Below are 18,897 nucleotides of genomic sequence, written 5' to 3'. Positions count from 1 at the left end.
TGCGACGGCAGGATCGTGCCGACCGGCGCCCGGCCATCACGGACGGGGGACAGGATGCGGATTCTCATCACCAATGACGACGGCATCAACGCCCCGGGCCTGGAGGTGCTGCACCAGATCGCCACCGAACTGGCCGGCCCGCGGGGCGAGGTCTGGACCGTCGCCCCCGCCTTCGAGCAGTCGGGCGTGGGCCATTGCATCAGCTATACCCACCCGACCATGGTCGCACGCCTGGCCGACCGCCGCTATGCCGCCGAGGGCAGCCCGGCCGATTGCGTGCTGGCCGCCTTGGGCGACATCGTGAAATTCACCCCCGACCTGGTCCTGTCGGGCGTGAACCGCGGCAACAATGCGGGCGAGAACGCGATGTATTCCGGCACGATCGGCGGCGCGATGGAGGCCGCGCTGCAGGGCCTGCCGGCGATCGCGCTGTCGCAATACATGGGGCCGCGCACGGCCGGGCTGGACGATCCCTTCGACTGTGCGCGGGTGCATGGCGCGTCGGTGATCCGGCGGCTGCTGGATCACGCGGACTGGTCGCAGGGCGACGATTACCGGCTGTTCTACAACGTGAACTTTCCCCCCGTCCCGGGGGCCGATGTCGCCGGCCTGCGCGTCGCGCCGCAAGGCCAGCGCCAGGGATCGCGCTTTGCCGCCCTGCCCTATGACGCGCCGAACGGGCGGCGGTTCATGTGGATCTCGGGCGGATCGCAGCAGGCCACCGCGCGCGAGGGCAGCGACGTGGCGGTGAACCTGGCGGGCTATGTCGCGGTGACGCCGATGCGGGCCGACCTGACCTGCCACGCATCGCTGGACCGGCTGTCGGCGGCGCTGGACACCCCCTTGGGCCAGGCCGCCGAATGACCGAGGAGGACAGCCCCGCCGAACGCAAGATGCGGTTCCTGTTCCAGCTGCGGTCGCGCGGGGTGACCGATCCGCGCGTGTTGGAGGCGATGGAGCGGATCGACCGCGGCCAGTTCGTGCGCGGCCAGTTCGCCGACCGCGCCTATGAGGACACCCCCCTGCCCATCCCCTGCGGCCAGACGATCAGCCAGCCCTCGGTCGTGGGGCTGATGACGCAGGCGCTGGAACCCGGCCCCCGCGACACGGTGCTGGAGGTGGGGACCGGCTCGGGCTATCAGGCGGCGGTCCTGTCGGGGCTGTGCCGCAGGGTCTATACCGTCGACCGCCACCGCCGCCTGGTCCAGGAGGCCGAGGCGACCTTCCGCGCCTTCGGCCTGCACAACATCATCGCGCAGGTGGCGGACGGGTCGCGCGGGCTGCCAGACCAGGCGCCCTTCGACCGCATCCTCGTGACCCCCGCGGCCGAGGATCCGCCCGGCCCCCTGTTGGCACAGCTGAAGATCGGCGGTATCATGGTCGTGCCCGTCGGACAGTCGGACGCGGTCCAGACCCTGATCCGCGTCACCCGGACCGAAGGCGGGTTCGAATATGACGAATTGCGCCAGGTGCGGTTCGTTCCGCTGGTCGAGGGGTTGGGACAGACATGACCCCCGGCCGCAGACAGGCAAGCTGAGGGACAGGTCATGACAGGACGGAATTTTCGGGCAGGCTGCGGCGTGGTGGCGCTGGCGGCGCTGGTTTCCTGCGGGCCGGATGGCGGGTTCGACCCGGACCTGCGCGGTTGGATGGGCGGGATGGACACCGCATCGGCCGCCGCCGCCGCGGCCCCCCGCCCCCAGCCCGACCAGCGCGGCGTGATCACCTTCTCGAACGGCCAGGTCGCGGTGGCGCAGGCCAATGACACCCCCTCCAGCATCGCGGCACGCCTCGGGCTGCCGGCGGCCGAGCTGGCGGCGCATAACGCCCTGCCCGTCGATGCGCCGCTGCAGGTGGGCGCGGTCCTGGTCCTGCCCCGGGCGGTGGCGGGCGGCGCGCGCGGCGGCGGGCGGGCCCACGGTGATCCGCGACCCCTTCGCCGGGTCCCAGCCCGCGGCGACGGCCCGCGCGGCCACCCCGCCGACCCCACCGACCCCCGCGGCCCCCGCCGCATCCGCCGCAGCCCCCGCGAACATGTCGTGGCGGCGGGCGAGACGGCCTGGGCCGTGGCGCGGCGCTATGGCGTCACCGTGCAGGATCTGGCCAGTTGGAACGGCCTGCCCGCCGACATGAGCCTGCGCCCCGGCCAGCGGCTGATCGTCCCCCAGCCCGGCCAGCGCCCCGACGAGCTGGCGACGACCGCGCCGGGCAGCGGATCGCCGACCCCCACGCCGCCCTCGGCCGCGCAGCCCCTGCCCGACGAATCGACGGCCCCCGCATCCGCGCCCGCGCCCGATGCGCGCAGCACCGATCTGGGCGCGACGCGGACGGCGGCCTCCTCCGGGGGGCAGTTCCGCATGCCCGTCGAGGGCGCGATCATCCGGGTCTATGAAAAGGGCCGCAATGACGGCATCGACATCGCGGCACCGACGGGCACCCCCGTCTCGGCCGCGGGCAGCGGCGAGGTCGCGGCCATCACCCGCGACAGCTCCGGCACGCCGATCATCGTGGTCCGCCACCAAGGCGATCTGATGACGGTCTACACCAATCTGGGCGAGGTCGCGGTGGCCCGGGGCGACACGGTCGCACCCGGGCAGTCGCTTGGACAGGCGGGCGATGCGGGCTTCGTCCATTTCGAGGTCCGGCGCGGCTTCGAGAGCCTGGACCCCGAGACCTTCCTGAACTGATCCCCGACCGCCCGGCCCGTCACAGATGGGTCAGGCGGTCATCCAGCGCGACCGAGATCTCGCGCCGCAGGACGGTGCGCAGATTGCCCGAGAACCGCGCGCCCATCTCGCCCTCCAGATCCTCGCGGATCATTTCCTGCAGATGGTCGCGCAGCGTGCCGTCGGCGGTGATCCGGGCGATCGCCTCGGCCACGATCTCGTCGATGGGCACGGGCGGGGCGGTGATCTGGATCACCGCGGGCGCGGCCTCGGTGACGGGCTGGGGCGCCGCGGGTTGCTGCGCGGCGGGTGCATTCGCGATCTCGGGCGGCATCAGGCGCCACATCAGCCAATCGCCCCAGGCCGAGAGGAGCCGCGCGATGCGCGACCGGCGCACCGGCATGACGATGCCCGGAACCTCGGGCTGGACCGGCACGCGCGGGCCGTCGCCGGGACCGCCGGTCTCGGCCACGCCCCCGTCCTGGACCTCGTCCCGGATGTCGGGCAGATCGGCCGCCGCCTCATCCTCGGCCGGCAGGCGCATATGCGGGACCAGGTCGATCACCTGCGCCCCGGCCGAGCGGTGCGGCCGCGGTGCCGGATCACGGCAGAGGCGGGTCAGCAGCTCATGCGCGTCCATTGGGGGCAAGGGGGGGGCATCGTCCAGCATCCGCCGGATCTGGGCGACGCCGCTGCGGATCTGGGCGATCTCGGCCGCGGCGCCGCCGACGGCGGGGCGTTCCACAGCCGCGGGGGTCGCGGCCTTGGGCTTGCGCTTGGCCGGGGTCTTGGGTGCGGGTTTCGCGGCGGCATCGGCCTTGGGCTTGCGGCTGCGGGGGGCTGCGGCCTTGCGGCGCGGGCTCGCGACTTCAGCGTCGGGGGCGGGGGTGCGGCGCGCCTCAGCCATGGCGCACCGCCGGGGTCAGACGCTCAGTTGCGACCGATGGCGCGCAGGACGCGGTCGAGGCTTTCGCCTTGGCGGCTGGTTGCGGGCGCGTTCCGCACGGCGTTGTAATATTGCGATGGATCATAGGTCGGGATTCCCAGTTGCAGGTTTTCTACCGTCAACAGACCCATAGCAGCCAGAAGTTGATAATGAGCTAACTGCAGATTGGATTCGGCCGAAATCCGATCCGCCCGCGCCTGCAGCAGCGACTGTTCCGCATCCAGCACGTCCAGCGTCGTCCGCGCCCCCAGCAGCGCCTCCTCGCGCACGCCGTCATAGGCCTGCTGCGCGGCCGAGATCTGCTGGCCGATCGCGTCAATCTGGGCGCGGGCCACCGCGATGTTCGCCCAGGCCTCGCCCACGCGCTGGCTGACCTGGCGCGAGGTGTTCAGCAGCCCCGACCGCGCCTGATCGCGCTGCGCCATGGCGCGGCGATGGCCCGCCGACAGCCGCCCGCCGGAATAGAGCGTCTGGCTCATCTCCAGCCCGACCGAGGAGGAATTGCGGCTGTCGTAATTGCCGAAGGGTGCCTGAGGGGCGCGGGTCACCCCCACGCTGGCATTGGCCGACAGGGTCGGGTTGCGTTCGGCGGCGGCGCCCGCCACGGCCAGTTCGGCGGCGGCGGCCTGGCGCTGTGCCTGGCCGATCGCGGGATGGCTGCGCTGCGCGATGGCGCGCGCCTCGTCCACCGTCGCGGGCAGCGAGGGCAGCGCGGGCGGCGGCGCCAGCTGGCCCGGGCGGCGCCCGGTCACGGCCAGATACCCCTCGCGCGCGATCTCCAGCTGGCCATTGGCGGCGGCCAGCCCTGCCCGCGTCGCTGCCAGCTGCGCATCGGCCAGCGCCACGTCGGTCACCGTGACCTCGCCCACGTCGAAACGGTCCTGCGCGGCCTGACGCTCGCTGGTCAGCACCTCGACCGAGTTCTGCTGCAACCCGACCTGCTGGATCGCCTCGCGCACCTCGAAATAGGCGACGGCGGCCGAGAGCAGAACGTCCTGTTCGACCGAGACCAGCGCCTGGCGCGTGGCCAGCACCTGTTCCTTGGCCCCGTCGATGGCGATCTGGGACCGCCCGAAATCATAGAGCGTCATCTGCGCCCCGAGCGACAGCGAGGTCGAACGCTGCGTCGTCGCACCCTCGTTCCGGGTCGCGCCGTGGCGGGCGATCCACTGGACCACCGGGCGCAGGGCGGCGACCGAGGCCGCCACATCCTCGTCCGCGGCGCGCAGCACGGCGCGGTTCTGTTCCATCAGCGCCGAATGGCGATAGGCCGCGACCATCGTGTCGGCCAGCGATTCGGCGCTGGCCGGCAGGGCGGTCGCCACGGCGATGACGGCGGCCCCGGCCAGCCTGCGCAGCGCGATCATAGCGTGAATCCCCGTTGGCGTTCGAATCCCGGCAGCATCGGGGCATTCGCGTTGAAGGCATAGCGCCAGGACAGGTTGTCGCCATGGCGCGTGCCGATCCGCGCGACGCCCAAGGACCCCTCGCGGAACAGCGCGGCGATGCGCCCGCCGGGGCGCAGCTGGTCGATGATGGCGGCGGGGATCTCCTCGACCGCGCCCTCGATCAGGATGACGTCATAGGGCGCCTGGCCCGGGCATCCGGCGGTCAGCGCCGATTCCAGCACCGCGACGTTGAAGATGCCCGCCTCGGACAGGCGGCGTTCGGCCTCCGAGGCCAGCTCGGCCTGGTCCTCGACCGCGACGACGGCCTCGGCCATGCGGGCGATGACGGCGGCGGAATAGCCGTAGCCGCAGCCCAGATCCAGCACCAGCTCCGAGGGCTGGATGTTCAGCGCGTCGACCATCTTGGCCAGCGTCCGGGGTTCCAGCATGACGCGGCCATGGCCGATATCCAGGTTTTCGCCGGTATAGGCGACGGGGCGGCGGTTGGCGGGGACGAATTCCTCGCGCGGGATGGTCAGCATCGCCTCGATCACCGGGAAACGGGTGACGTCACTGGGGCGCACCTGCGTGTCCACCATCATCGTGCGGCGCGCGGCGAAATCGCTCATCTGCGGGAACCTCTGCTTGGTCGTTTGCGCGACTATTGCCATGTTTCCCCCAACGGGGCAACGCCGGACATCCGGGCCGCCGATCCCGTCTTGCATGGGTCGCGGCAATCCGCTAGGACGGCTCCACCTTCGACGGCGGCGGGTTGGCGGAGAGGTTACGCACCGGATTGCAAATCCGTGAAGACCGGTTCGATTCCGGTACCCGCCTCCACCGACAACCGCGGGGGCCTTCCATCCCATGATCTATGACGCCACGACCCGCATCGCCGAGGCCGCGCTGCGGATGCGCGCCCGCATGGGCGGATCGGCGGCCCTGCGCGAGCGTCTGGTCTGCGGCACGCCCCCCGGGCCGGCGGCGATCTGGATCCATGCCGCATCGGTGGGCGAGCTGACCTCGGCCCGGCGCATCATCCGCGCGCTGGCCGACCGCCATCGCGTCCAGATCACCACCAACAGCGAGACCGGGCGCGACCTGGCGCGGGGCTGGGACCTCCCCGCGCGGCTGGCGCCCCTGGACCTGCCCGGGACGCTGGCGCGGTTCCTGGGCGCGGTCCGCCCCCGCCTGGCCCTGACGGTCGAGGGGGAATTCTGGCCCCTGCGCTCGCGCCTGCTGGCGCAGGGCGGGGTGGCGCAGGCGATGATCGGGGCGCGGATGTCGGAACGCTCGGCCGGGACATGGGGGCGGTTTCCGCGCGTGATCGGGCCGATGCTGGGGCGGATCGACGCGCTGTCGGCGCAGGATCAGGGCAGCGAGGCGCGGCTTCTGTCCCTGGGCCTGCCGCATCGGGCGCTGATGCCGCGGCTGGACCTGAAACTGCTGGACCCCGCCGCCCTGCCCCTGCCGCCCTCCGATGCGGGGCGCGACGCGGTGATCCTGGCCGCCTCGACCCATGAGGGCGAGGACGGCCCGATCCTCGACGCCTTCGCCGCGCTGCGGGGCGTGCGGCCGGACCTGCGGCTGATCCTGGCGCCGCGCCATCCAGGTCGCGGCCCGGCCATCGCGGGGCTGATCGCGGCGCGCGACCTGCCCATGGCCCGGCGCGGCGAGGGGGCTGCGGACGCGCCGCCGGGCGGCGTTCTGCTGGCCGATACCTTGGGCGAGATGCCCCGCTGGTATGCCCGCGCGGGCCTCTGCATCATCGGCGGCAGCCTGGCCGATCACGGCGGCCATACCCCGTGGGAGCCCGCGGCCCATGGCTGTGCGCTGATCCACGGGCCGCATGTGGCGAATTTCCTTGATGCCTTCGACAGCCTGGACGCCCATGGCGCGGCGCGCCCCGCGGGCGATCTGACCGGGACCTTGGCACGGCTGCTGGATCATCCGGCCGAGGCCCGCGCCATGGGCGCCGCCGCGCGCCGGGTTCTGGACGACCGGGCGGGCGATCCGGGCGGGCTGATCGCGCGTCTGGACGGGCTTGCAAGCGCCACCGCCTGACCCGATATGACGGACAGGTGACGGGGATAGTTCGATGATCCGCTATGATCTGCGCTGCGAGAAAGGCCATGATTTCGACGGCTGGTTCCGGTCCTCGGACGGGTTCGAGACGCTGCGCGATGCGGGCCAGGTCGCCTGCGCCACCTGCGGCACGACCCGCGTGGACCGCGCGCTGATGGCCCCCGCCCTGGCCGAAAAACGCCCCCTGACCGCCGCCCGCAACCCCGCCGAGGCCGCGCTGGAGGCGCTGCGCCGCAAGGTCGAGGAAAGCTCGGACTATGTCGGCCTCAGCTTTGCCGAGGAGGCCCGCGCCATGCATGACGGCACCAAGCCCGCCCGCGCCATCCATGGCGAGGCCCGCCCCGAGGAGGCCCGCCGCCTGATCGAGGACGGCGTGCCCGTGGCCCCCCTGCCCTTCCTGCCGCGGCGGCGCGCCAACTGATTGCGCCTCTTGCGGTTTGCCGCACCCGCCCCTAAAAGCCCCGCCGACGCACATCCTTTGGCGGGAGGCCCTTGATGCCGCTTCTGGTAATGAAATTCGGCGGCACTTCGGTGGCCGATCTGGACCGCATCAGGAACGCCGCCCGAAAGGTGCAGCGCGAGGTGGATCGCGGCTATGACGTCATCGTCATCGTCAGCGCCATGTCCGGCAAGACGAACGAGCTGGTGGGCTGGGTCGAACAGACGCAGCCCATGTTCGACGCGCGCGAATATGACGCGGTCGTCAGCTCGGGCGAGAACGTGACCGCCGGCCTGATGGCCCTGACCCTGCAGGAGATGGGCGTGCCCGCGCGCAGCTGGCAGGGCTGGCAGGTGCCGATCAACACGACCGCCGCCTATTCGGCCGCGCGCTTCGTGGACATCCCGCGCAAGAACCTGGACCAGAAATTCGCCGAGGGCTTCAAGGTCGCGGTGGTCGCGGGCTTCCAGGGCGTCTCGCCCGAGGGCCGCATCACCACCTTGGGCCGCGGCGGGTCGGATACGACTGCTGTGGCCTTCGCTGCCGCCTTCGGCGCGGAACGCTGCGACATCTATACCGATGTGGACGGGGTCTATACCACCGATCCGCGCATCACCTCCAAGGCGCGCAAGCTGCCCCGGATCGCCTTCGAGGAGATGCTGGAGCTGGCATCGCTCGGCGCGAAGGTCCTGCAGACGCGGTCGGTGGAACTGGCCATGCGCTACAAGGTGCGCCTGCGGGTGCTGTCCTCCTTCGAGGAAACCGACGAAAATTCCGGCACGCTGATCTGCGATGAGGATGAAATCATGGAATCGAAAGTCGTCAACGGTGTCGCCTCCTCGCGCGACGAGGCCAAGATCACCCTGGTCACGGTCGAGGACCGGCCCGGCATTTCCGCCGCGATCTTCGCGCCCCTGGCCGATGCGGGTGTGAACGTGGACATGATCGTCCAGAACATCTCGGAAAAGGATTACGACGATCATCCGGGGTCGGTGACGGACATGACCTTCTCGGTGCCGATCAACCAGGTGGAACGCGCCAAGCGCGCGATGGAGGAGGCCCGCCAGGCCGGCCACATCGCCTATGACGAGCTGGTCGTGGATACCGAGGTCGCCAAGGTCAGCGTCGTCGGCATCGGCATGCGCAGCCATGCGGGCGTCGCCGCGCGCATGTTCAAGGCGCTGGCCGATGAGAATGTGAACATCAAGGTCATCGCCACATCCGAGATCAAGATTTCGGTGCTGATCGACCGGAAATACATGGAACTGGCCGTGCAGGCGCTGCATGATGCCTTCGAACTGGACAAGGCGTAAGCCATCCGGTCCGGCCCCCGCGGGGGGCCGCGGCGCAGGCAGAAGGCGGGGCAGGCGATGCAGGATCGCAGCGATAGCGACTCGCGCAAGCTGCTGCGGCGGCTGAAGGAAATCCTGGCCGCCGCGGGTGGGGGCCAGGACCGGCTGGACCAGATCACCCATCACATCGCCGATTCGATGGGGACCGAGGTCTGCTCGATCTATCTGTTCCGCGACCCCGAGACGCTGGAACTCTGCGCGACCGAGGGCCTGCGCGCCGAGGCCGTCCACCAGACCCGCCTGCGCTTGGGCGAGGGCCTGGTCGGCCGCGTCGCCCGCACCGGGCGCAACGTCAACACCGCCAACGCCCCCGCCGAACCCGGTTTCCGCTTCATGCCCGAAACCGGCGAGGAGGTGTTCCCCGCATTCCTGGGCGTTCCCATCCAGCGGGTCGGCGAACGCTTGGGCGTCTTGGTCGTGCAATGCGCCACCGCCCGCCAGTTCAGCGAGGACGAGGTCTACGGCCTGGAGGTCGTGGCCATGGTCCTGGCCGAGATGACCGAACTGGGCGCCTTTCAGGGCAGCCAGTCCGACAGCCTGCCCTTGGCGCATCGCTTTCCGCTGATGATCCGCGGCGCGACCGGACAGGAGGGCGCCGCCGAGGGCCGCGTCTGGCTGCACGAGCCGCGCGTCGTGGTGGCCAATCCGGTGGGCGACGATCCCGACAAGGAACTGGCCCGCCTGCACGAGGGCGTGGACCGGCTGCGCAGCACCGTGGACACGATGGTGGCCGCGGCCGACATGGGCGGCGACGGCGAACACGCCGCCGTGTTGGAGGCCTATCGCATGTTCGCCCATTCCCGCAGCTGGCTGCGCCGGATGGAGGAGGACATCCGCCTCGGCCTGTCCGCCGAGGCCGCGGTCGAAAAGGAACAATCCGCCGCCCGCGCCCGACTGGAGATGTCGGCCGACCCCTATCTGCGCGACCGCCTGCACGATCTGGACGACCTGTCGAACCGGCTGCTGCGTATCCTGACCGGCCAAGGCACCGATACCGGGGCCGAGATGCCCGAACGCCCGATCCTGGTCGCACGCAATATCGGCCCGGCCGAACTCCTGGATTACGGCCGCCGCCTAAAGGGCGTCGTGCTGGAGGAAGGCTCTGTCGGCAGCCATGCGGCCATCGTCGCCCGCGCGCTGGCGATCCCCTTGGTCATCCATGCGGGCCGCATCACATCCGAGGCGCTGAACGGCGATCCGATCCTGGTCGACGGCGATCAGGGCGTCGTCCATCTGCGCCCGGAGGAGACCGTCCACAAGGCCTTCCTGGACAAGATCGCCATGCAGGCCGAGGCCCAGGACCGCTATGCCGGGCTGCGCGATCTGCCCGCCACGGGGCGCTGCGGGACGACCGTGCAGCTTTACATGAATGCCGGGCTGATGGCCGACCTGCCCTCGCTGGAGGGGTCGGGCGCCGAAGGGGTGGGCCTGTTCCGCACCGAATTGCAGTTCCTCGTGCGCAACCACGTCCCCCGGCGCGCGGAACTGGCAGGGCTTTATGCCCGCGTCATGGACAATGCGCAGGGCAAGCCGGTGATGTTCCGCACGCTGGATATCGGGTCTGACAAGGTCCTGCCCTACATGAAGCCCCAGGACGAGCCGAACCCCGCCATGGGCTGGCGCGCGATCCGGGTGGGGCTGGACAAGCGCGGCGTGCTGCGCATGCAGCTGCAGGCGCTGATCCGGGCCAGCGTGGGCCGGCCCCTGCATGTCATGTTCCCCTTCATCGCCGATATCGGCGAATACGAGGACGCCTATCGCATCCTGATGCAGGAGATGGCGCGCGAACAGCGGCTCGGCCATGCCATGCCGAGCGACATCCGCGTCGGCGCCATGCTCGAGACGCCCTCCATGGCCTTCGCGCCCAAGCGCTTCTTCGAGATGTGCGATTTCGTGTCGATCGGCGGCAATGACCTGAAACAGTTCTTCTTTGCCGCCGACCGCGAGAACGAGCGCGTGCGCCGCCGTTATGACACGCTGAACCTGTCCTTCCTGGCGCTGCTGCGCCAGATCGTGCGCCGCTGCGACGAGGCCCGGGTGCCCCTGTCCTTCTGCGGCGAGGATGCGGGGCGGCCGATCGAGGCGCTGGTCTTCGCCGCCTTGGGCATCCACCGCCTGTCCATGCGCCCCGCCTCGATCGGGCCGGTCAAGCACCTGATCCGGCGCATCAGCATCACCGAACTGGCCCGCGTCATCGCCCAGGCCGAGGCCGACGGCATCCCCTCGGTGCGCGGCCCCGTGACCGAATGGCTGGCCCGGCAATAGCGCGATTTGCGCTTGCCCGACAGGGGGTTGTCGGCAGATAAGCGCCCCTGCGGACCGTCGCGCTTGTTGCGGCCGGGCTGCCTGCCTATAGTTTCGCAACCCTTCCCCTTGAGACATCAGCTGACATGAAGCGTCGCCAATTCCTCAATGCCGCCACCGCCATGGCCGCCGGCGGATCGCTGCTGGCCGTCCCCGCGCAGGCGCAGTCGCCCGACGGTTCCGCAGTCAACGGGCCCGCAGTCCAGGGGCCGCCCGCGCCCCAGCCCTTCGGCTTCGAACAGGTGGCGGCCTTGGCGCAGGACCGGGCCAGCCGCGTCTATACGCAGCCCGTGGCCGAACTGGTCGGCAGCTTCGCGGGGCTGGATTACGACCGCTATCGCGGCATCCGCTTCCGCCGCGACCGCAACCCGCTGGCCGGGCATCCGCGCTTCGGCCTGGACCTGCTGCCGCCGGGGGCGATCTTCTACGAGCCGGTCAAGATCAACCTGGTGCGCGGCGGCATGGCCCAGCCCGTGGCCTTCGACCCGGAGATGCTGGAATTCGACCCCCAGCATTTCCCCGACGGCGCCGACCTGCAGACCGTGGGCGAGATGGGCTGGTCGGGTTTCCGGATGCGCACGCAGCTGAACCGGCCCGACGTGATGGACGAATTCCTGGTCTTCCAAGGGGCCAGCTATTTCCGGGCGGTGGCGCGCGGCACGCTCTATGGCCTGTCGGCACGGGGCCTGGCCATCAAGACCGGCAGCCCGGATGGCGAGGAATTCCCGCTCTTCACCGATTTCTGGATCGTCGAGCCGGAACAGACGGCCGAGACGGTGCGCATCTATGCCCTGCTGGACAGCCGGTCCGTCTCGGCCGCCTTCCAGTTCGACGTGACGCCGGGCCGGGTGACGATGGTGCGCACGCGCGTCGCGCTCTTTCCCCGGGTCGATCTGCGCGAGACGGGACTGGCGCCGCTGACCTCGATGTTCTGGTTCAGCCCGGCCTCGCGCCGGGTGGTCGATGATTACCGCCCCGCCTGCCATGACAGCGACGGGCTGCAGATGATCACCGGCGCGGGCCAGTCGCTGTGGCGCGGGCTGATGTCGCCGCGCAACCTCCAGATCTCCAGCTTCGTGGACAGCAATCCGCGCGGCTTCGGCCTGATCCAGCGGGCCCGCGACTTTGCCGATTTCCAGGATGCCGAGGCGCTCTATCACCTGCGCCCCTCGGCCTGGATCGAACCCGAGGGGCCTTGGGGCAATGGCGAGGTCCGCCTGATCGAGATCCCGGTCGAGAACGAGTTCAACGACAACATCGTCAGCTACTGGCTGCCGAGCGAGGTGATCCCCCGCGGCCAGCGCACCGAATTCCGATACCGCATGTCGTTTTCCGCCCTGCCGCCCCGCGACCTGCCCTTGGCCAAGGTGCGCCAGGTGCGATCGGGCCGGTCGATCAACGTGGCCACCACGCGCAGCTATGTCATCGATTATGACCTGGCCATGTTCCGCGACGCCATGCCGCGATACCGCGTCAGCGCCTCGGACGGCCAGATCGCCCATGCCTATCTAAAGGCCCTGCCGGACGAGGGCGTGCTGCGCCTGGCCTTCGAATTCGAGCCCGGGCGCGGCGCCCTGTCCGAGCTGAAGGCCGAATTGACCGACGAGGACGGCTTGCCCCTGAGCGAAGCCTGGCTGACGCGCTGGACGGCATGACCGGGGATCTGATGCGCGGCCAGCCCGCCGTTCCGCCCTTGGCGCCGCTGTCCATGCCGACCCAGGATTTCGCCGCCCCCTCGCAGGGTGGCCCCGCGCGCCGCATGAACCATCTGCGCGTCTGGATGGCGCGGCTGGTGGCATTCGGCGGCACGGCGGCCTTGGCGGTCTTCGGCTTTTCGCAGATGCTGGCGGCCTTCGGGGCCAATCCGACGCCGACCCAGATCGCGCTGCTGATCCTGTTCGTGCCGACCTTTGCCTGGGTGGGCTTTTCCTTCTGCGGGACGCTGGCGGGGTTTCTGGCCCCGCGCCTGTCCACGCCGGACGGCCCGAACGATGCGCGCCTGGTCGTCGTCATGCCGATCTATCACGAGGATGTCGCCGTCAGCACCGGCCTGCTGGTGGCCTTGGCGCGCGAGCTGGCGGCCGAGGGCATGGCCGACCGGGCCGAGATCTTCGTGCTGTCCGACAGCCGCGACCCCGCCATGGCCGTGAACGAGACCCTGGCCATCGATGCCGCCCGCGCCCTGTCGCCCCTGCCCCTGTGGTATCGGCGGCGGCTGACCAATGACGACCGCAAATCCGGCAACCTGGCGGAATTCGTGCGGGCCTGGGGCGGGCGCTATGACCAGATGGTGGTCCTGGACGCCGACAGCGTGATGACCGGCGCCACGATCCGCGCCCTGTCGGCGCGCATGTCCGCAGACCCCCAGGCCGGGCTGATCCAGACCATGCCCATGCTGGTCGGGGGCGAGACGATCTTTGCCCGCCTGACCCAGTTCGCGGGCCGCGTCTATGGCCCGATGATCGCGCGCGGCGTCTCGGCCTGGTCGGGCGATACCGGCAATTACTGGGGTCACAATGCCATCATCCGGGTCAGCGCCTTTGCCCAGGCCTGCGGGCTGCCGCGCCTGCCCGGCCGGCCACCCTTCGGGGGCACGATCCTCAGCCATGATTTCGTCGAGGCCGCGGCGCTCTGCCGGGCGGGCTGGTCGGTGCGGCTGGATCACGACCTGCGCGGCAGCTTCGAGGGCTGTCCGCCCACGCTGCTGGACATGGCGGTGCGGGAACGGCGTTGGGCCCAAGGCAACCTGCAGCATTCGCGCCTGCTGGCCATCCGCGGGCTGCGCGGCATCAGCCGGGCGCATTTCATCATCGGCATCATGGGGTTCCTGATGTCGCCCCTGTGGCTGGCGCTGATCCTGGTGGGCCTGGTCCTGTCGGCCACGGTGCTGCTGTCCACGCCCGAATATTTCCCGACCGCCTATCAGCTCTTCCCCGACTGGCCGGTCTTCGACAGCCGCCGGATGCTGTGGCTGTTCGCGGTGGCGATGGGGCTGCTGCTGCTGCCCAAGTTCATCGCGACATTCCGGGCCTGGGCGCGGCCCTTGGCGAAAAATTCCGGGGGCCGGGTGCGCATCTTCGCCAGCGCCATCTTCGAGACGGTCCTGTCGGCGCTGATCGCGCCCGTCCAGATGCTGGTCCAGACCCGCCAGATCTTCGAGATCCTGTCGGGCCGGGACAGCGGCTGGAACGCCCAGACCCGTGCGGGATCCATGCCGCCATGGCGGGTGGTGCTGGCCCATCACTGGGCGCATGTCGTCTTGGGCGCGGGCACGCTGGCGGTGCTGTGGACCTTCTCGCCCGGCCAGCTGATCTGGCTGTCGCCGATTTTGGCGGGGCTGATCCTGTCGCCCCTGACCTCGCGCCTGTCGGCCAGCCCGCTCTTCGGGCGGTGGGCGCGGATGCGCGGCCTGCTGGTCACCCCTGAGGAACGCGACCCCCCCGCCATCCTGACCGAGGCCGCCGCCCTGTCGCGCGCCCTACCCCAGCCCGTGACCGGCCCCGACAGCCTGCTGCGCCTTGGCCAGCGGCCCGATCTGCTGGCCCGCCATGTCGCGATGCTGGCCCCCATGCCCGAGGACATGCCCCGCGCCGTGCGCCTGGCCCGCGTCACCGCCTGCGCCAAGATCGACCATGCGACCAGCCGCGACGAGGCGCTGGCCGACATGGACCGGCCGGAGGTCGATGCCATGCTGCTCTGCCCGGACCTGCTGACCCGCTGGAGCGGATTGCCCGGATGAGCCGCCTGATCACGCTGGACATGCTGCGCGGCTATGCCTTGGTCAGCATCATGGTCAACCACATGCCCATCTCGGTCATGCGGGGGGTGACGCTGCCCAATTTCTCGATCTTCGACGCGTCCGAGCTGTTCGTCCTGCTGTCGGGATTTCTGGTGGGGCTGGTCTGGCGCGGGATGGAGGCCCGCGACGGCCGCGCCGCCGCACAGCGCCGCTTTGCCCGCCGCGCCTTCGAGGTCTGGCGCGCCATGCTGATCGGCGCGGTGCTAATGGCGGCCCTGTCGGCGGCGCTGCTGGCGCTGGACCGGCCGCATACCGCGATCTGGAACCAGTATGCGCGCTGGATCATGGAAAACCCCCTGGGCTATGTCGGCACGGTGGCGACCTTCTGGGTCCAACCCAACATCATCGACGTGCTGGCGGTCTATGTGATCCTGATCGCGGCGGCGGTGGTGGTGGTGCCGCTGATGCTGCGCTGGCCGCTGCTGGTGGCCGCGGCATCGGTCCTGCTGTGGTGGCACGGGCCCCAGCTGAACGCGCTGATCCCCAATCACCGCAGCCAGGGCGGGTTCCTCTTCAATCCCTTCGGCTGGCAGATGCTGTTCTTCACGGGCACGGCGCTCGGGCTCTATCGCCAGCGGCTGATCCAGGCGCTGTGGCCGTGGCGGCATCTGGTGACGGTGCTGGCCCTGGGCATGTTCGTCTTCGGCAGCGCCATCGTCATCGGCGCGCGCATCGGCGAACCCGCCCTGCCCCTGCGCGAGGCGCTGAAATCCGTCTATGGCACCATCGACAAATGGAGCCTGGACGGCACCCGCTATCTGGCCATCGTCGCCGCCGCCTGGCTGGTCGCCGTCCCCTTGGCCCGCCCGGCCGAGGCGCTGGCCGCCAGCCGCTTGGGCGTCGCGCTGCAGCAGATCGGGCGCGGAGGGCTTTTCGCCTTCGTGGCCTGCGTGCTGCTGTCGGTCCTGGGGGATGCGTTCCAGATGACGCCCGCGGGCCAGCCGGCATGGCGCAGGCTGGCGGTGGATCTGTGGGCCTGCCTGGCGCTGTGGTGGGCATCGGCGCTGTGGCTGGAACACGGCGCCCCGTGGCAACGCCGCCGCAAGCAGCGGCGCGATGCGAAAAGGGGCCAGGCCAGGGCCTGACCCCCTATGAGCAATATATCCACGCTAAGGTTTGACATCGCTTAAACGCCAGCACGCCGAACCTGTGCCAGGGCGCCCAGCATTGGAAAGATGACGTTATCGGGCCGGGTATCGCTATGGCCCGGCAGGCCGCCCGCCATCTCGGCCACCTCGATCGAGGTCAGCACCGGCGTCACGTCCAGCTGCGACAGGATCGCGCCGATGCGGATCGCGGTGCGGCGGTCGCCCACGCCCAGCACCGCCTGGCTGGGGGCGCGGAAATCGGCCAAGGCGCGACCGGCGCGCAGCCGGGCCGGCCAGTGGCAGACGCCGAAATCGCGCCCGGCCTCCAGGCCCGACCCGTCCTCCATCGCGGCGATCAGCACGCCGCGCGTGGTGCCGGGCGCGACCGGCGCCTGCTGCAGCACGACGTGAAAGCCGTCCTTCAGCGCCAGCATCCGGCCCAAGGCCCGGCCCGTCGCGGTCAGCGCATAGCTGTCGGGCGCGCCGAAGGCATCCTGGCCGCATCCGCCGGTGACGATGGTCACGTCGCTGGACAGCACCCCCTCCATCATGTCGTCGCAGGCGGTGATCCGCCCCGAGGCCACGCCCTGCCGCAGCAGCAGCGCCAGCCCCGGCTCGGTCAGGTCCTGCAGATCCGCATCGGGCATCAGCATCGCCAGGCGGTCGGGATCCATGTCTACGGCGATCACCCGATGCCCCAGATCGGCCAGGGCCGCGACCGTGACCAGCCCCTCGGGGCCCATCCCGATGACCGAGATGACCGGGCGGTGCCCCGTCACGGGACGGGCCGGGGCGGTGGGGACGGGCCGGTGGGAAGCGGTGACGAACATGGCGGGCACTCCTGCTGCTGTGCCCCCTTTATGCCATGGCGCGGGGCGACCGTCGCACCGGCAAAAGGATGCCCCGCCCCCGCGAAGGGATAGGTCCTATCCTTTCGCATAGGCCCGAATGCCGACGGCCCCGCGATCGCGCGCGGGGCCGTCGGACGGGGTCGGTGCGGATGGGGTCAGCTGTCCATCTTCAGCGCCTGGATGAAGGCGGTCTGCGGGATCTCGACCTTGCCGAACTGGCGCATCTTCTTCTTGCCGGCCTTCTGCTTCTCCAGCAGCTTCTTCTTGCGCGTGGCGTCGCCGCCATAGCATTTGGCGGTCACGTCCTTGCGCATGGCCGACAGCGTCTCGCGCGCGATGACGCGGGCGCCGATGGCCGCCTGGATCGGGATCTTGAACATGTGCCGCGGGATCAGGTCCTTGAGCTTTTCGACCATAGCGCGGCCGCGGCTTTCGGCCCGGTCGCGATGAACCATGATCGACAGCGCGTCCACCGGCTCGTCATTCACCAGGATCGACATCTTGACCAGGAAATCCTCGCGGTATTCGCTGATCTGATAATCGAAGCTGGCATAGCCCTTGGTCACCGATTTCAGTCGGTCATAGAAGTCGAACACCACCTCGGCCAGCGGCAGGTCATAGACGACCATCGCCCGCGCGCCCGCATAGGTCAGGTCCAGCTGGATGCCGCGGCGATCCTGGCACAGCTTCAGCACATCGCCCAGATATTCGTCCGGCACCATGATCGTAGCCTTGATGCGCGGCTCCTCGATATGGTCGACATGGGTCAGGTCGGGCATGTCGGCGGGGTTGTGCAGGTCGCGCACCTCGCCGTCGCGCATATGCAGCTTGAAGACCACCGAGGGCGCGGTGGTGATCAGGTCCAGATCGTATTCCCGCTCCAGCCGGTCGCGGATGACCTCCAGATGCAGCAGCCCCAGAAAGCCGCAGCGGAAGCCGAAGCCAAGGGCGGCCGACGTTTCCATCTCGTAGCTGAAGCTGGCATCGTTCAGGGCCAGCTTCTCGATCGCGTCGCGCAGCGGCTCGAAATCATTGGCGTCCACCGGGAACAGCCCGCAGAAGACCACCGGCTGCGCGGGCTTGAAGCCCGGCAGGGCCTGGGTCGCGGGCTTTTTCTCATGCGTGATGGTGTCGCCCACGCGGGTGTCGCGGACCTGCTTGATCGAGGCGGTGAAGACGCCGATCTCGCCCGGGCCCAGTTCGGCGATGTCGACCATCTGCGGGGTCAGCACGGCCAGCTTGTCCAGGCGATAGGTCGCGCCGGTCTGCATCATCTTGACCTGATCGCCCTTGCGGACGACGCCCTCCATCACGCGGATCATGACGACCACGCCCAGATAGGGGTCGTACCAGCTGTCCACCAGCATGGCCTTCAGCGCGGCGTCGCGGTCGCCCTTGGGCGCGGGCAGGCGCGTGACGATGGCCTCCAGCACCTCGGGGATGCCGAGGCCGGTCTTGGCCGAAATCGGGATCGCGTCCTGGGCGTCGATGCCGATGACTTCCTCGATGTTTTCCTTGACGCGGTCGGGTTCGGCCGCGGGCAGGTCGATCTTGTTCAGGACCGGCACGATCTCGTGGCCCGCGTCGATCGCCTGATAGACATTGGCCAGGGTCTGCGCCTCGACCCCCTGGCTGGCATCCACGACCAGCAGGGATCCCTCGACCGCGCGCATGGACCGGCTGACCTCGTAGGCGAAGTCCACATGACCCGGCGTGTCGATCAGGTTCAGGACATAGGTCTTGCCGTCCTTGGCCGGATAGCTGATGCGGACGGTGTTGGCCTTGATGGTGATGCCGCGCTCGCGCTCGATATCCATGCTGTCCAGCATCTGGGCCTTCATGTCGCGTTCGGCGACAGTCCCCGTCAGCTGGATCAGCCGGTCGGCCAAGGTGGATTTGCCGTGGTCGATATGGGCCACGATCGAAAAGTTGCGGATGAGGTCAAGCTCGGTCATGGCCGGGCTATACAGGCCCGCGAG

The 18,897-nt window shown here is 70.0% G+C and carries 15 protein-coding genes and 1 tRNA gene; 11 read left to right on the top strand and 5 right to left on the bottom strand.

Annotated elements, in window-relative coordinates:
- Nucleotides 1–54: 54 nt before the first annotated feature.
- Genes surE through JHW48_RS04350 form a run of 3 tightly spaced genes read left to right on the top strand, consistent with a single transcriptional unit; the run spans nucleotide 55 to nucleotide 2,687 of the window.
- Nucleotides 55–864, top strand: a complete 810-nt coding sequence (gene surE, locus JHW48_RS04360; RefSeq protein ID WP_119887898.1) for a 5'/3'-nucleotidase SurE — start codon at nucleotides 55–57, stop codon at nucleotides 862–864.
- The gene (locus JHW48_RS04355; RefSeq protein WP_119887897.1) at nucleotides 861–1,511 is read left to right on the top strand and encodes a protein-L-isoaspartate(D-aspartate) O-methyltransferase; all 651 of its coding nucleotides are present in this window, start codon (nucleotides 861–863) and stop codon (nucleotides 1,509–1,511) included. The genes surE and JHW48_RS04355 overlap by 4 nt, the downstream gene beginning before the upstream one ends.
- Nucleotides 1,512–1,547: 36 nt before the next feature.
- Nucleotides 1,548–2,687 (top strand): LysM peptidoglycan-binding domain-containing protein, encoded by a 1,140-nt coding sequence (locus JHW48_RS04350; RefSeq protein ID WP_272835779.1) that lies wholly within the window; start codon nucleotides 1,548–1,550, stop codon nucleotides 2,685–2,687.
- Nucleotides 2,688–2,706: 19 nt separating this feature from the next.
- On the opposite strand, the gene JHW48_RS04345 is transcribed toward JHW48_RS04350, so the two are convergent.
- From JHW48_RS04345 to JHW48_RS04335, 3 genes are read right to left on the bottom strand one after another with little or no spacing between them, the layout of a single operon-like run.
- Entirely contained in the window at nucleotides 2,707–3,573 is an 867-nt protein-coding gene (locus JHW48_RS04345) for a hypothetical protein (protein WP_119887799.1), read from the bottom strand.
- A gap of 23 nt (nucleotides 3,574–3,596) precedes the next feature.
- Nucleotides 3,597–4,979 carry a TolC family outer membrane protein gene (locus JHW48_RS04340; protein WP_119887798.1) on the bottom strand — a complete coding sequence of 461 codons (1,383 nt, stop codon included), beginning with the start codon at nucleotides 4,977–4,979 and terminating at the stop codon, nucleotides 3,597–3,599.
- Nucleotides 4,976–5,629, bottom strand: coding sequence for a protein-L-isoaspartate O-methyltransferase family protein (locus JHW48_RS04335; protein ID WP_119887797.1), 654 nt, complete (start codon nucleotides 5,627–5,629; stop codon nucleotides 4,976–4,978). Before JHW48_RS04335 ends, JHW48_RS04340 begins: the two co-directional genes overlap by 4 nt.
- 137 nt (nucleotides 5,630–5,766) lie before the next feature.
- On the opposite strand from JHW48_RS04335, the gene JHW48_RS04330 reads away from it, so the two are divergent.
- The 8 genes from JHW48_RS04330 to opgC all read left to right on the top strand — a co-directional run bounded on the left by JHW48_RS04330 (nucleotide 5,767) and on the right by opgC (nucleotide 16,064).
- Nucleotides 5,767–5,840: transfer RNA gene (locus JHW48_RS04330), tRNA-Cys, on the top strand.
- 27 nt (nucleotides 5,841–5,867) lie between these two features.
- Nucleotides 5,868–7,064, top strand: coding sequence for a 3-deoxy-D-manno-octulosonic acid transferase (locus JHW48_RS04325; RefSeq protein WP_119887796.1), 1,197 nt, complete (start codon nucleotides 5,868–5,870; stop codon nucleotides 7,062–7,064).
- A gap of 34 nt (nucleotides 7,065–7,098) precedes the next feature.
- Nucleotides 7,099–7,506 (top strand): DUF1178 family protein, encoded by a 408-nt coding sequence (locus tag JHW48_RS04320; protein WP_272835778.1) that lies wholly within the window; start codon nucleotides 7,099–7,101, stop codon nucleotides 7,504–7,506.
- Nucleotides 7,507–7,580: 74 nt separating this feature from the next.
- Complete coding sequence (locus JHW48_RS04315) at nucleotides 7,581–8,837, top strand: aspartate kinase (protein ID WP_119887039.1); 1,257 nt, start codon at nucleotides 7,581–7,583, stop codon at nucleotides 8,835–8,837.
- 57 nt (nucleotides 8,838–8,894) lie between these two features.
- Complete coding sequence (gene ptsP / locus JHW48_RS04310) at nucleotides 8,895–11,141, top strand: phosphoenolpyruvate--protein phosphotransferase (protein ID WP_119887038.1); 2,247 nt, start codon at nucleotides 8,895–8,897, stop codon at nucleotides 11,139–11,141.
- A gap of 125 nt (nucleotides 11,142–11,266) precedes the next feature.
- Nucleotides 11,267–12,835: an OpgD/OpgG family glucan biosynthesis protein gene (locus JHW48_RS04305; protein ID WP_119887037.1), complete on the top strand. Its 1,569-nt coding sequence runs from the start codon at nucleotides 11,267–11,269 to the stop codon at nucleotides 12,833–12,835.
- Nucleotides 12,832–14,919 carry a glucans biosynthesis glucosyltransferase MdoH gene (gene mdoH / locus JHW48_RS04300; RefSeq protein ID WP_119887036.1) on the top strand — a complete coding sequence of 696 codons (2,088 nt, stop codon included), beginning with the start codon at nucleotides 12,832–12,834 and terminating at the stop codon, nucleotides 14,917–14,919. The genes JHW48_RS04305 and mdoH overlap by 4 nt, the downstream gene beginning before the upstream one ends.
- The gene (gene opgC, locus JHW48_RS04295; RefSeq protein WP_119887035.1) at nucleotides 14,916–16,064 is read left to right on the top strand and encodes an OpgC domain-containing protein; all 1,149 of its coding nucleotides are present in this window, start codon (nucleotides 14,916–14,918) and stop codon (nucleotides 16,062–16,064) included. The genes mdoH and opgC overlap by 4 nt, the downstream gene beginning before the upstream one ends.
- A 41-nt stretch (nucleotides 16,065–16,105) precedes the next feature.
- Here opgC and JHW48_RS04290 read toward each other — a convergent pair whose 3' ends face one another.
- Both JHW48_RS04290 and lepA read right to left on the bottom strand, forming a co-directional pair.
- Entirely contained in the window at nucleotides 16,106–16,897 is a 792-nt protein-coding gene (locus tag JHW48_RS04290) for a Rossmann-fold NAD(P)-binding domain-containing protein (protein WP_119887034.1), read from the bottom strand.
- Between the two features lie 176 nt (nucleotides 16,898–17,073).
- Nucleotides 17,074–18,873, bottom strand: a complete 1,800-nt coding sequence (gene lepA / locus JHW48_RS04285; RefSeq protein WP_119887033.1) for a translation elongation factor 4 — start codon at nucleotides 18,871–18,873, stop codon at nucleotides 17,074–17,076.
- Nucleotides 18,874–18,897 lie beyond the last annotated feature (24 nt).

It is taken from the genome of Paracoccus aestuarii (assembly GCF_028553885.1).
GTDB classification, from domain to species: Bacteria; Pseudomonadota; Alphaproteobacteria; order Rhodobacterales; family Rhodobacteraceae; genus Paracoccus; species Paracoccus aestuarii.
Note: the sequence above shows the minus strand (reverse complement) of the source record. Positions and strands in the feature narration are given on the sequence as shown.